11 protein-coding genes are annotated in these 13,152 nt (G+C 75.8%); 10 read left to right on the top strand and 1 reads right to left on the bottom strand.

Translation table 11 applies throughout. The features are described 5' to 3' along the window. Nucleotides 1-9: 9 nt before the first annotated feature. The 10 genes from ATM99_RS09195 to ATM99_RS09150 all read left to right on the top strand — a co-directional run bounded on the left by ATM99_RS09195 (nt 10) and on the right by ATM99_RS09150 (nt 11,151). Nucleotides 10-1,050: a zinc-dependent dehydrogenase gene (locus tag ATM99_RS09195; protein WP_062102612.1), complete on the top strand. Its 1,041-nt coding sequence runs from the start codon at nt 10-12 to the stop codon at nt 1,048-1,050. 204 nt (nt 1,051-1,254) lie between these two features. Then, nucleotides 1,255-2,865, top strand: a complete 1,611-nt coding sequence (locus ATM99_RS09190) for a PTS mannitol transporter subunit IICB (protein ID WP_062102610.1) — start codon at nt 1,255-1,257, stop codon at nt 2,863-2,865. Further along, entirely contained in the window at nt 2,862-3,317 is a 456-nt protein-coding gene (locus ATM99_RS09185; protein ID WP_062102608.1) for a PTS sugar transporter subunit IIA, read from the top strand. The genes ATM99_RS09190 and ATM99_RS09185 overlap by 4 nt, the downstream gene beginning before the upstream one ends. A gap of 246 nt (nt 3,318-3,563) precedes the next feature. Continuing rightward, nucleotides 3,564-4,325: a DeoR/GlpR family DNA-binding transcription regulator gene (locus tag ATM99_RS09180; RefSeq protein WP_046528934.1), complete on the top strand. Its 762-nt coding sequence runs from the start codon at nt 3,564-3,566 to the stop codon at nt 4,323-4,325. Beyond that, nucleotides 4,322-5,269 carry a 1-phosphofructokinase gene (gene pfkB, locus ATM99_RS09175; RefSeq protein ID WP_062102606.1) on the top strand — a complete coding sequence of 316 codons (948 nt, stop codon included), beginning with the start codon at nt 4,322-4,324 and terminating at the stop codon, nt 5,267-5,269. Before ATM99_RS09180 ends, pfkB begins: the two co-directional genes overlap by 4 nt. A 5-nt stretch (nt 5,270-5,274) precedes the next feature. Continuing rightward, nucleotides 5,275-5,736, top strand: coding sequence for a PTS sugar transporter subunit IIA (locus ATM99_RS09170; RefSeq protein ID WP_082659492.1), 462 nt, complete (start codon nt 5,275-5,277; stop codon nt 5,734-5,736). After that, nucleotides 5,733-7,259, top strand: a complete 1,527-nt coding sequence (locus ATM99_RS09165; protein WP_062102604.1) for a PTS fructose transporter subunit IIC — start codon at nt 5,733-5,735, stop codon at nt 7,257-7,259. Before ATM99_RS09170 ends, ATM99_RS09165 begins: the two co-directional genes overlap by 4 nt. Nucleotides 7,260-7,317: 58 nt before the next feature. After that, nucleotides 7,318-7,614 (top strand): HPr family phosphocarrier protein, encoded by a 297-nt coding sequence (locus ATM99_RS09160; protein WP_062102602.1) that lies wholly within the window; start codon nt 7,318-7,320, stop codon nt 7,612-7,614. Continuing rightward, entirely contained in the window at nt 7,611-9,323 is a 1,713-nt protein-coding gene (ptsP, locus tag ATM99_RS09155) for a phosphoenolpyruvate--protein phosphotransferase (RefSeq protein WP_190278810.1), read from the top strand. Before ATM99_RS09160 ends, ptsP begins: the two co-directional genes overlap by 4 nt. 214 nt (nt 9,324-9,537) lie before the next feature. Then, nucleotides 9,538-11,151, top strand: a complete 1,614-nt coding sequence (locus ATM99_RS09150; RefSeq protein WP_062102600.1) for a succinic semialdehyde dehydrogenase — start codon at nt 9,538-9,540, stop codon at nt 11,149-11,151. A 48-nt stretch (nt 11,152-11,199) separates the two neighbouring features. On the opposite strand, the gene ATM99_RS09145 is transcribed toward ATM99_RS09150, so the two are convergent. Beyond that, nucleotides 11,200-13,152: iron ABC transporter permease (locus ATM99_RS09145; RefSeq protein WP_062102598.1), on the bottom strand; the 1,953-nt coding region annotated here is incomplete at its 5' end.

Genomic DNA, 13,152 nt, shown 5'->3' with positions numbered 1-13,152 from the left:
AGGAGAGCGATGAAGGTCTTCCGGTTCTACGCACCCGGTGACGTCCGTCTCGAGGACGCCCCCGAGCCCGAGGTGGCCGCGGGGGAGGTGAAGATCCGGGTCCGTGCGTGCTCGATGTGCGGGACCGACGTCAAGATCTCGACGTCCGGGCACCAGCGCATCGTGCCGCCGCGCGTCATGGGGCACGAGATCGCCGGTGAGGTGGTCGAGGTCGGCGACGGCGTCGACGGCTGGGCGCCGGGCGACCGCGTGCAGGTCATCGCCGCGATCCCGTGCGGGCGGTGCGCGTGGTGCACCCGGGGGCTCGAGACGATCTGCCCGCACCAGGTGTCGATGGGCTACGACTACGACGGCGGGTTCGCGCCGTTCATGATCGTGCCCCCGACCGTGCTGGCCGTCGACGGGCTCAACCGCATCCCCGACGGCGTCGGTTTCGCCGAGGCGTCGGTCGCCGAGCCGTTCGCGTGCGCGATCAACGCGCAGGAGATCGCCGACGTGCACGACGGCGACACGGTCGTCGTCGTGGGCTCCGGCCCCATCGGGTGCCTGCACGTGCGGCTCGCCCGGGCACGCGGCGCGTCGGCGGTCTACCTCGTCGAGCTCAGCCGCGCGCGGCTCGACATGGCGGCCGACGTGGTCAAGCCCGACGCCGCGGTCTGCGCGTCCGAGCAGGACCCCGTCGAGGCCGTCCTCGAGCTCACCGGCGGTCGTGGTGCCGACGTCGTCATCACCGCGGCCGCGTCGGGCGCGGCGCAGGAGCAGGCGCTGCGCATGGTCGCGCCGCGCGGACGGATCAGCTTCTTCGGCGGTCTGCCCAAGGACCGCCCGACCATCACGCTCGACTCCAACCTCGTCCACTACAAGGAGCTGACGATCGTCGGTGCCAACGGGTCGAGCCCCGCGCACAACCGCACGGCGCTCGCCATGATCGCCGACGGCTCGGTGCCCGTGAGCGACCTCATCACCCACCGGCTGCCGCTCGAGCAGGTCGCCGAGGGCATCGACGTCGTGCGCTCGGGCGCCGGCATCAAGGTGACCATCGAGCCCTGAGGCCCCGCCCCGGCCGGCCGCGCCCCACCGGCGGCCGGCGGGGCGACGGTCCGCACCACCCGCCGTGGGCAGCGGCGCCGCACCACCCGCACCCGAGCACCACCCGCACCACCACAGAGCAGCACCGCACTGCAGCACCGATCAACGACGATCACGGCCGGCGGACGTGCGCCCCGGCCCGACCTAGCGGAGCGTGACCCGGCCATGACCACCACCGCACCAGCCGCACCGAGCCTCGCGCGCGGACGGACCGCCCAGGTCCGCCTGCAGCGCTTCGGCGCCTTCCTCACCGGCATGATCATGCCCAACCTCCCGGCGTTCCTGGCCTGGGGGCTCATCACCGCCCTGTTCATCTCGGTGGGCTGGCTGCCCAACGGGGTCCTCGGCGGGTTCGGCAACGCCGACGTCGCCGGTGCCTGGCAGGGCGCCGCCACGCAGCTCGTCGAGGCGGACGACGGCACGACGTTCCAGCAGTACCTCGGGCTCGTCGGCCCGATGGTCACCTACCTGCTGCCGCTGCTCATCGCCAACGCCGGCGGACGCATCGTGCACGGCGAGCGCGGCGGGGTCGTCGCGACCATCGCGACGCTCGGCATCATCGTCGGCAGCACCGTGCCGATGTTCCTCGGCGCGATGATCGTGGGCCCGCTCGCGGCGTGGGTCATGAAGCTCGTCGACGGCCTGTGGGAGGGCAAGATCCGCCCGGGCTTCGAGATGCTCGTCAACATGTTCTCGGCGGCCATCGTCGGCGGCGCGCTGTCGGTCGCGGCGTTCTTCGGCATCGCGCCGGTCGTCACCCAGATCAGCACGTGGCTCGGCTCGGTCGTGGGCTGGTTGGCCGACAACCACCTGCTGCCCGCCATGGCGCTCGTCGTCGAGCCGGCCAAGGTGCTGTTCCTCAACAACGCGATCGGCAACGGCGTGCTCGTGCCGCTCGGTGCGCAGCAGGTCGTCGCCGACGGCAAGTCGCTGCTCTACCTCGTCGAGGCCAACCCCGGGCCGGGCCTGGGCATCCTGCTCGCCTACGCGCTGCTCGGCGTGGGCGTCGCGCGTTCGACCGCACCCGGTGCCATCGCCGTGCAGTTCCTCGGCGGCATCCACGAGGTCTACTTCCCGTTCGTGCTGATGAAGCCGATGCTCATCGTCGCCGCGATCGCGGGCGGGGCCACGGGCATCGCGACGAACGTCGTCTTCGGCAGCGGGTTGGTCGGCCCGGCGGCGCCGGGCAGCATCTTCGCGGTGTACGCCCAGACCGCGCGGGACAGCTACCTGGGCGTGACCCTGTCGGTGCTGCTGTCGGCGACGGTCTCGTTCCTCGTCGCCGCCGTGATCCTGCGGGCGACGCGCAAGCGCGACCTGGCCGCGGGCGAGAGCGGCGACCTGGCGGCGGCGGTCGCGCAGACCGAGGCCAACAAGGGGCGGTCCAGCGCGGCGCTCGGCGCGCTCGTTCCAGGCGGGGCTCCCGCGGTCGACGGCGCAGCCGGGAGCGGCGAGCAGGACGCGGACGTCGCACCCGTGCGGCTGATCGTGTTCGCGTGCGACGCCGGCATGGGGTCGTCGGTCATGGGCGCGGCGGTGCTGCGGGACAAGCTCCGCAGGGCCGGCGCCGACGAGGTCACGGTCGTCAACAAGGCCGTCGCGACGCTCGACGACTCCGCCGACCTCGTCATCAGCCAGCGCGAGCTGACCGCGCGCGCCCGGCTCCAGGCGCCCTCCACGCGGCACCTGTCGGTCGACAACTTCATGAGCAGCCCGGTGTACGACCAGGTGGTCGCCGAGGTCCTCGCCGCGCGGGACGGGACGGTGGCCCGATGAGCGACGCGCACGACGGCGGCGAGGTGCTGACCCGCGAGCTGTGCGTCGCGGACGGCCGTGCGACGACGTACGAGGAGGCCGTGCGCGAGGCCGGGGCGCTGCTGGTGGCGGCGGGCGCCGTGGCCCCCGAGTACGTCGAGGGCATGCTCGAGCGCGAGCGGACCATGACGACGTTCATGGGCAACGGCCTGGCGATCCCGCACGGCACGCTCGACGCGACGCCCCACATCCGCCGCTCGGCCGTCTGCGTGGTGCGCTACGCCGACCCGATCGACTGGAAGGGGTCGCCCGTGCGCGTCGTGGTCGGGATCGCGGGGGCGGGCGGCGAGCACCTCGAGGTGCTGTCGCGCATCGCGCTCGTGTTCGCCGACCCCGACCAGGCCGACGCGGTCGCCCGCGCGACGACCGCGGACGAGCTGTACGCGCTCGTGGGGCGCGTGAACGCGACCTGAGCGCCCCGCCGCGGTCGGCGCGGCGCTCGCGAGCCCCGGGCCCGGTGCATCAGCGCCGGGCCCGGGGCGCATCCGGGCAGCTCGATGCCCGGACCGGACATCGACCGACCTGCGGCGATGTCTGTCACCACAGAAGCGGATGTTGATTCACTTCCGAACATGCCCGTTTGGCATTGACAGACGTGGCGGACGGGGTGATCCTGGGACGCAGCCGCCACCTCGGCGGCACGGGACGACGGAGTCGATGTGTACGCACCGGAGCGACACCAGCAGATCCTCACGCGCGCGCGGGCCGACGGCCGCGTCGACGTCACGCGGCTCGCTGCCGAGCTCGACGTCACGGCCGAGACGATCCGCCGCGACCTCACCGCGCTCGAGCGGCACGGGCTCGTGCGGCGCGTGCACGGCGGCGCCATCCCGGTCGAGCGGCTCGGCTTCGAACCCGGGCTCGCCGACCGCGAGGGCCTGCTCTCGGGCGAGAAGGAGCGCATCGCCAAGGCCGCGCTCGACGAGCTGCCCGACGGCGGCGCGATCATCCTCGACGCCGGCACCACGACCGTCCGGCTCGCCGAGCTGCTGCCCACCGACCGCGAGCTCACGGTCGTGACGCACGCGCTGCCCGTCGCGACCGTCCTCGCGACGCGACCCGGCACCACGCTGCACCTCGTCGGCGGCACGGTCCGCGGGCGCACGCTCGCGGCCGTCGGGTCGTGGGCGCTGCGCGACCTCGCCGAGATCCACGTCGACGTCGCGTTCCTCGGCGCCAACGGCATCACCGCCGAGCACGGCGTCACGACGCCCGACCTCGCCGAGGCCGCCGTCAAGCGCGCGCTGGTGACCGCCGCCCGCCGCACGGTGGTCCTCGCCGACCACACCAAGGTCGGTCGCGTCGACCTCGCGCACGTCGCGGCGCTCGCCGACGTCGACACCCTGGTCACCGACGGCGCGGTCGAGCCCGAGCTCGCCGACGAGATCGAGGCCGCGGGCACCCGCGTGGTGCGCGCATGATCGTCACCGTCACGCCCAACCCCAGCCTCGACCGTGCGCTCGACGTCGAGCGGCTCGAGGTCGGCGAGGTCAACCGCGCGCACGCCGCGCACGTGCACCCCGGCGGCAAGGGCATCAACGTGGCCCGGGCCCTCGCACGGCACGGCCTCGCCGCCGTCGCGGTCGTGCCCGCCGGCGGCGCCGACGGCGCGCGGCTCGTCGCTCTGCTCGGCGAGCACGGCGTGCCCGCCGTCCCCGTGCCCGTCGCGGGGGACACGCGCACCAACGTCACGCTCGTCGAGGCCGACGGCGTCACCACCAAGGTCAACGCGCCCGGCCCGCGGCTGTCCGACGCCGAGGTCGACGCGCTGCTCGCGGCCGTCGAGGACCAGCTGACGTCCGCGCCCCGCGCGGTCGTCGCCGCCGGCTCGCTGCCCGCCGGCGCCGGCGACGCGTTCTTCGTCCGGCTCGCCGGGCTCGCCGGGCGCCACGGCGTACCGCTCGTGCTCGACACCTCGGGCGCCCCGCTCACGCGGGCCGTGCGCGCCGGGGGCCTGAGCCTCGTCAAGCCCAACGAGGACGAGCTCGCCGAGCTCGTCGGCCGCGACCTCGTCACCGTGGGCGACGTCGTCGAGGCCGCGCGCGAGGTCATCGCACAGGGCACCACCGCGGTCCTCGTGAGCCTCGGCGCGCACGGCGCGCTGCTCGTGCGCGAGGACGGCACGTGGTGGGCCGGCGGCCCGCCGCTCGTGCCCCTGTCGACCGTCGGCGCGGGCGACTCCACGCTCGCGGGCTACCTCGCGGGCACCGGCTCGTGCGCCGACCGGCTGCGCACCGCCGTCGCGTGGGGCCGCGCCGCCGTCCTGCTCCCGGGCACCGAGGTGCCCGGCCCCGACCAGCTCGACCTCGACGCCGTGCGCGTCGTCGAGACCCCCGACCCCCACCTCGCACTGAAGGAGCTGTGAGCCCCGTGAGCACCACCACCCCGCTGATCACCGCGGACCTGGTCGCCGTCGACCTCGCCGCGACCGACCGGACCGACGTCACGCGTCGGCTGATCGACCTGCTCGCGGCCGCCGGCCGCGTCACCGACGCCGACGGGTTCGCCGCCGACGTCGCGGCGCGCGAGGCCCAGATGGCCACCGGCATGCCCGGCGGCGTCGGGCTGCCGCACGCGCGCTCCGAGCACGTCGTCGTCCCGAGCCTCGCGGTCGGCAAGCTCGCGCAGGGCGTCGACTGGGGCGCCCCCGACGGGCCCGCGCGCCTCGTCTTCCTCATCGCCGCGCCCGCCTCCGGCGACGCGGACCACCTGCAGATCCTCGCCGCCCTCGCGCGTCGCCTCGTGCACGAGTCCTTCCGGACGTCGCTGCTCGAGGCGCCCGACGCCGCGACCGTCGCGGCGATCGTCACGCGAGAGGTCGTGCCGTCGTGAAGCTCGTCGCCGTGTCCTCGTGCCCCACGGGGATCGCCCACACGTACATGGCCGCCGAGGCGCTCGAGCAGGCGGGCAAGGCCGCCGGCCACGAGGTGCACGTCGAGACCCAGGGCGCCGCGGGCTCGACCCCGCTCGACCCCGCGCTCATCGCCGCCGCGGACGGCGTCATCTACGCCGCCGACCTCGAGGTCAAGGACAAGCAGCGGTTCGCCGGCAAGCCGTTCGTCGACGTCGGCGTCAAGAAGGCCGTGCACGACGCGCCCGGCGTCATCGCCGCCGCGGTCGCCGCGGTCGAGGCGGGCGTGCCCGCCGGCGCCGCCGCCGCTCCCGCCGCGGCGCCCGCGACCAAGGTCGACCGCGACGCCGGTGCCGGCACCAAGGTGCGGCAGTGGCTCATGACGGGCGTGTCGTACATGATCCCGTTCGTCGCCGCGGGCGGCATCCTCATCGCGCTGTCGTTCATGCTCGCGCAGGTCGCGTGGGGCGGCGCCGAGGGCGCGATCGAGGTCACCAAGGTCGACGCGGCCACGGTGGTCGCGGCGTTCGACCCCGCGTCGCTGCAGGACTGGTCGGTCGTGCTGCTCAAGACCGGGCAGCTCGCGTTCGGGTTCCTCGTGCCCGTGCTCTCCGGCTTCATCGCGTACGCGATCGCCGACCGCCCCGGCCTCGTGCCCGGGTTCCTCGGCGGCGCGGCCGCCGGGTTCGTCGGCGCCGGGTTCCTCGGCGGCCTCGTCACGGGCTTCCTCGCCGGTGGCGTCGCGCTGTGGATCAGCCGCTGGAACGTCCCCAAGGGCGTGCGCGGCGTCATGCCGGTCGTCGTCATCCCGCTGCTGTCGTCGGCCGTGGTCGGGGTCGTCATGCTCGTGCTCATCGGGAGGCCGATCGCCGCCGCCATGGACGGGCTGACGAGCTGGCTCAACGGGCTGTCGGGCACCAGCGCGGTGCTGCTCGGCCTGCTGCTCGGCGCGATGATGGGCTTCGACCTGGGCGGTCCGATCAACAAGGTCGCCTACACGTTCGCGGTCACGGGCCTGGCCACCGAGGGCCTGGCCGCGGACGCGACGCAGTACCGCGTCATGGCCGCGGTCATGGCCGCCGGCATGGTCGCGCCGCTCGCGATGGCCCTGGCCACCACGGTGCGCAAGCGGCTGTTCACGCACGCCGAGCAGGAGAACGGCAAGGCCGCGTGGCTGCTGGGCGCGTCCTTCATCTCCGAGGGCGCCATCCCGTTCGCCGCCGCCGACCCGTGGCGCGTCATCGTGTCCTCGGTCGTCGGCTCGGCCGTGACCGGGGCCCTGGCCATGGCGTTCGGCTCGACGCTCGTCGCGCCCCACGGCGGCGTGTGGGTCCTGCCGCTCATCGGCAACCCGCTCGGGTTCGTCGCGGCCGTCGTCGTCGGCACGCTCGTCAGCACCGCGCTGGTCGTGCTGCTCAAGTCCCTCGCGCACGACCCCGTCGTCGCCGCCGAGCGGGCCGCCGAGGAGCAGCGCGACGCGACCCTCGTCGGGCAGCCCGCCTGAGCCTGGCGCCCGACCGTCCCGCCCCCACACCCCCGCACCACCTCGAAGGAGAGCCACCATGGCCGAGCGCACCGTCGCCGTCGCGTCCCGCGTGGGCCTGCACGCCCGCCCCGCGATGCTGTTCACCCAGGCCGTCGCCGCCTCCGGCGTCCCGGTCACGATCGCCCGCGCGGGCGGCGCGCCCGTCGACGCCGCGAGCATCTTGTTCGTCATGTCGCTCGGCGTGCCGCACGGCGAGGAGGTCACGCTCGCGGCCGACGGCCCCGACGCCGACCGCGTGCTCGACGAGCTCGTGACGCTGCTGTCGACCGACCTCGACGCCCCCGAGACCGAGCCGGCCGGGGGCGCGTCGTGACGACGACGTCCGCCCCCGCCGGGACCGCGCTGCGCGGCGTCGGCGTGGGGCGGCGCGCGGTCGTCGGCCCGGTCGCCCAGGTGCGGCCGGCGCCCGACGTCGCACCCGACGAGCCGCTCCTCGTCGACGGTGCGCCGGCCACGCCCGCGCACGTGCGCACGGTCGTCGAGCGCGCGTTCGCCGACGTCGCCGCCGGTCTGCGCGCGCAGGCCGAGACGGCGGCGGGGACCGTGCGGGACGTGCTCGCCGCGACCGCGCAGATGGCCGACGACGCCGTGCTGCGCGGCCAGGTGCTCACGCGCGTCGACGGCGGCGAGCCGCCCGTCGCCGCGATCGACGGGGTCGTCGGCACGTTCGCGGCCATGTTCGAGCAGGCCGGGGGGTACCTCGCGGAGCGCGTCACCGACCTGCGCTCGGTGCGGGACCGGGTCGTCGCCCGCGTCGTCGGTCTGCCCGAGCCGGGCGTGCCGCACCTGGAGCAGCCGTCGGTCGTCGTCGCGCGCGACCTCGCGCCCGCCGACACCGCGGCGCTCGACCTCACGAACGTGCTCGCGATCGTCACCGAGCTGGGCGGCCCGACGGGGCACACCGCGATCATCGCGGGCCAGCTCGGCCTGCCGTGCGTCGTGCGCGTCGACGGCGTCACCGACCTCGCGGACGGCACGGTCGTCGCGGTCGACGCCGCCGCCGGCACCGTGACACCGGACCCCGACGACGCCGTGCGCGACGCGTTCGAGCGTCGCCGCGCGGCCGACGCGGCGCTCGCCCAGGACACCGGACCCGGTGCGACCGCCGACGGGCACGCCGTCGCGCTGCTCGCGAACATCGGCACGGCCGCCGACGCCGAGCGTGTCGGCGCGGGCGCCGAGGGCGTCGGGCTGTTCCGCACCGAGGTGCTCTTCCTCGAGCGCACGCAGGCCCCGACCGTCGACGAGCAGGCCGACGCGTACGCCGCGGCGCTGCGTGCGGTCGACGGGCGCAAGGTCGTCGTGCGCACGCTCGACGCGGGCGCCGACAAGCCGCTCGCGTTCGCGACGCAGCCCGACGAGGAGAACCCCGCGCTCGGCGTGCGCGGCTACCGCCTGGTCCGCTCGCACGCCGAGCTGCTCGACACGCAGCTCGCCGCGCTCGCCCGCGCGCAGGAGGCCACGGGGTCGACGCCGTGGGTGATGGCGCCGATGATCGCGACGCCCGACGAGGCTCGCGACTTCGCCGCCCGGGCACGTGCCGCGGGTGTCGCGACCGTGGGCGTCATGGTCGAGGTCCCGGCCGCGGCCCTGCGGGCGCGCGACCTGCTCGCCGAGGTCGACTTCGTGTCGATCGGCACCAACGACCTCGCGCAGTACACGATGGCGACCGACCGGCTGCGCGGCGAGCTCGCCGACCTGCTCGACGTGTGGCAGCCCGCGGTGCTCGACCTGGTCGCCACGACCGCGCGCGCGGGGCTCGAGGCCGGCAAGCCCGTGGGCGTGTGCGGCGAGTCCGCGGCCGACCCGCTCATGGCGCTCGTGCTCGTGGGCCTCGGGGTCACGAGCCTGTCGATGGCCGCCGGGGCGCTGCCCGCCGTGCGGTACGCGGTGCGGCACCACACGCGCGCGACGTGCGAGGCGATCGCGGGCGCCGTGCTGCGCGCCCGCACCGCGGCCGACGCGCGCGCCGCCGCGCTCGCGCTCGTCGACCCCGACGTCGCGGCGACGCTCGCGCTCTGACGTGCCCGTGCTCTGACGTGCGCTTGCTCTGACCTGCCCGAGCCCTGGAGGGCTCGGGCTCCGAGACGGCCCCACCGTGAGACGCGTGGTGCGCGAGACCGGGCGTCGTCCCGTGGGGCGGACACCGATCGGTCGGATCCAGGTCGTCCGGGCGGCACCGGCGGGTTGCGGCGGGTCGCGGCCGGCTCGCCGGGCCCCGGCGTAGATTGGCGTGATGGCGCACGAGCATGCCGACCTGCACGACCCCGAGACCGACCCGCTCGCGACGTACGTGCTCGAGCCCGACGACGTGCGGCCGCTCCTCGCGCACGTCGTCGCCGGCCCGGGCCACGCGACCACCACCTCGACGGCGCCGTTCACGGGCAGCCCCGTCGCCGCGGTCCCGCTGACCTCGGTGGACGACCTGCCGGAGGCGGCGCGGCGGGCGCGCGCTGCGCAGCGGACGTGGGCCGCGCGACCCGTCACCGAGCGCGCCGCGGTGCTGCTGCGTGCGCACGACCTGCTGCTCGAGCGGCAGTCCGACGTGCTCGACCTGCTGCAGGTCGAGACGGGCAAGGCGCGCACGCACGCGTGGGACGAGGTCGGCGACGTCGCGAACGCGGCGCGCTACTACGCGTTGCGCGCGCGTCGCCTGCTCGCGCCCCGCACCGTGCGGGGGCTGTTCCCGCCGTTCACCTCCGCGCGCGTGCTGCGTCACCCCGTGGGCGTCGTCGCCGTGATCACGCCGTGGAACTACCCGCTGTCGCTGGGCCTGGGTGACGCGCTGCCGGCCCTCGTGGCGGGCAACGCCGTGCTGCTGCGCGCCGACCCGCAGACCGCGCTCACGCTGCTGTGGTCCGCCGAGCTGCTCGCCGACGCGGGCCTGCCGGACGACCTGCTGCAGGTCGTGGTCGGCGGCCCGGACGTCGGCATGGGCCTGCTCGAGCACGTCGACCACGCGGGGTTCACCGGGTCGACCCGCTCGGGGCGCGTGGTCGCCGCGCGGGCCGGTGAGCTGGGCGTGCCCGTGACGCTCGAGCTCGGCGGCAAGAACGCGATGTACGTCGCGGCGGACGTCGACGTCGAGGCCACCGCCGAGGGCGCCGTGCGCGCGTGCTTCGGCTCCGCGGGGCAGCTGTGCGCGAGCGTCGAGCGGATCTACGTCCACGAGGACGTGCGCGAGGCGTTCGTCGACGCCTTCGTCCGGCGCACCGCCGCGCTGCGCCTGGGCGCCGGGCTCGACTACCGCGCCGACATGGGGTCGCTCGTCGGCCCCGCGCAGCTCGCGCGCGTCGTCGAGCACGTCGAGGACGCGGTCGGCCACGGCGCGACCGTCCTGGTGGGGGCCGAGCAGCGCCCCGACCTCGGCCCGTACTTCTACGAGCCGACCGTGCTGGCCGACGTGCCCGACGTCGCTCGCCTGCACCGGGAGGAGACGTTCGGGCCCGTCGTCGCGGTGTACCCGGTCGCGTCCGACGACGAGGCCGTCGCCGCGATGAACGACTCCGACCTGGGCCTGGTCGCCGCGGTCTGGACGCGGTCGGCCGCGCGCGGGGCCGCGCTCGCGGCACGTGTGCACGCCGGTGCGGTGGCGGTCAACGACACGCACCAGCTGATCTGGGGGACCGTCGGCGCGCCCGTCGGCGGCGTCGGGGCGTCCGGGTACGGGCGGCGCCACGGCCGCGAGGGCCTGTGGGAGACCACGTGGACCCAGACGGTCGTCGCGCAGCGCGGCGTGCACACCGGGCGTGGCGTCGGCATGCGGCAGCTCGAGGCGCTCGGCTCCGAGGTGCGCGCGAGCGTGCTCACGCGGCTGCTCGCGGTCGAGCGAGCGGTGCGGCTGCCCTGACGCACCCGGGTCCGCCGAGCGTCGTGCCGGTGACGTGCAGCGACCACGTCACCGGTCGGTGCGGATGCGCCACAGCAGCCACAGGAAGTACGGCGTGCCGATGAGCGACGTCACGAGCCCCGCGGGCAGCTGCGCGGGCGCGATCGTGGCGCGGCCCACGAGGTCGGCGACCACGACCAGCGTGGCGCCCAGCAGCACCGTGAGCGGCAGCAGCAGCGCGTGCCGCTTGCCGATGAGCAGGCGCGCGGCGTGCGGCGCGACCAGCCCGACGAACGCGACGACGCCGATCGACGCGGTCGCGGCGGCGGTCAGCACGATCGCCAGGGCGACGTGCAGGAGCCGCGCGCGCGGCACCGCGACGCCCAGCACGCGCGGGGTGAGGTCGTCGAGCTGCAGCACGTCGAGGTCGCGCGACGTGCGCGCGAGGACGGCCGCGGCGAGCACCAGCACGACGACCATCGGCAGCTGCTGGACCCACGTCGCGCCGTAGGTCGAGCCCGCGAGCCACGTCATGGCCTTGTTCTGGTTCCACGGGTCGGAGCGCACCAGCAGCAGCGTCGTCAGCGCGCTGCTGAACGCGCCGATGCCGACGCCGACGAGCACGGTGCGCACCTGGTCGCCGCCGCGCGTGCCGCCCAGCAGGACCACGGCCGCGACGGCCGCGCCCAGCAGCGCGCCGCCGAACAGCGTCGCGAAGCCCGCGGCCGGCACCGCGACGATCGTGACGACCGCGCCGAGCCCCGCGGCCGAGGACACGCCCAGCACGCCCGGGTCGGCGAGCGGGTTGCGCGTCACGGCCTGCACGAGCGCACCGGCGAGCGCGAGGCACGCGCCCGCGAGCAGCGCCGCGAGGACGCGCGGCATGCGCGAGTCGAGGATGATCTCGAGCCGCACCGACGCGGCGCCGCGCAGCCACAGGTCGACGTCGCCGAGCAGCAGCGCGCGGTCGCCGAGCAGCACGGCCGCCACGAGCGCGGCGAGCAGAGCCGCGCCGGCGAGGGTCAGCACGAGCCAGGGCGCGCGCCGCCCGAGCGCGGTGCCGGCGCGCATGCCGGCGAGCGCCTCGCCGGTGTCGCCGCTGCGCAGCCGGCGTGCGAGCACGATCAGGAACACGGCGCCGAGCGCGCTCGTCACGACGCCCGTGGGCACGGTGACGCCGGCGACCGACCCGAACACGGCGCGCAGCAGCACGTCGGCGGTGAGCACGAGCGCGACGCCGGTCGCGGCGCTCGCGAGGATCAGCACGCGGTGCCGCGTGAGCTGCCGGACGCGCCGCGCCGCGAGGCGCACGAGCAGCGGCGCGCACAGCCCGACGAACCCGATGGGCCCGGTGACGGACACCGCGGACGCCGCGAGCAGCACCGCGACGACCACGACGACGACGCGCGTGGCGCCGACCCGCATGCCGAGCGACCGCGCCGCGTCGTCGCCGAGCTGCAGCACGTCGAGCCGCCGCGCGAGCAGCAGCAGCGCGACCACGCCTGCGGCGACCACGGGCAGCACGCGCACGACCGTCGCGGAGCCGTTCTGGCTCAGGGACCCGGCGCCCCACGCGAACATGCCCTGCACCTCCCACGGCAGCAGCAGCATGACGACCGACGTGATCGACGCGAGACCCATCGTGACGACCGAGCCCGCGAGGACGAGCCGCACCACCGACACGCTGCGCCCGCTCGACAGGCCGATCACGAGCGCGGCCGCGGCGATGCCGCCGACGAACGCGACGCCGACGCCCGCCAGCGGCGCGAGCGTCGTGCCGAACGCCGAGGCCAGCGTCAGCGCGAGGTAGGCGCCCGCGTTGACCGCCGTGGTGTCGGGCGACGCGAGCGGGTTGCGCGCGACCGCCTGCATCGCGGTGCCGGACGCGCCGAGCGCCGTCCCGACGAGCACCGCGGCGAGCAGCCCCAGGTAGGCGAGCTCCTGCGTGCGCTCGTCGAGCGCGCTCGCGTCGCCGAGCACGACGCCCACGCGCACCCACACACCGAACTGCTCGGGGGTCTC

The sequence above is a fragment of the Cellulomonas sp. B6 genome (assembly GCF_001462455.1).
In the GTDB taxonomy this organism is placed as follows: Bacteria; Actinomycetota; Actinomycetes; order Actinomycetales; family Cellulomonadaceae; genus Cellulomonas.
This window is presented reverse-complemented; position numbering and strand designations above follow the sequence as displayed.

Bases quoted from the DNA above. Each gene is read 5' to 3' on its own strand.
- pfkB (WP_062102606.1), top strand. From the start codon at position 4,322: ATGATCGTCACCGTCACGCCCAACCCCAGCCTCGACCGTGCGCTCGAC.
- ATM99_RS09190 (WP_062102610.1), top strand. From the start codon at position 1,255: ATGACCACCACCGCACCAGCCGCACCGAGCCTCGCGCGCGGACGGACC.
- ATM99_RS09185 (WP_062102608.1), top strand. From the start codon at position 2,862: ATGAGCGACGCGCACGACGGCGGCGAGGTGCTGACCCGCGAGCTGTGC.
- ATM99_RS09150 (WP_062102600.1), top strand. From the start codon at position 9,538: ATGGCGCACGAGCATGCCGACCTGCACGACCCCGAGACCGACCCGCTC.
- ATM99_RS09195 (WP_062102612.1), top strand. From the start codon at position 10: ATGAAGGTCTTCCGGTTCTACGCACCCGGTGACGTCCGTCTCGAGGAC.
- ATM99_RS09160 (WP_062102602.1), top strand. From the start codon at position 7,318: ATGGCCGAGCGCACCGTCGCCGTCGCGTCCCGCGTGGGCCTGCACGCC.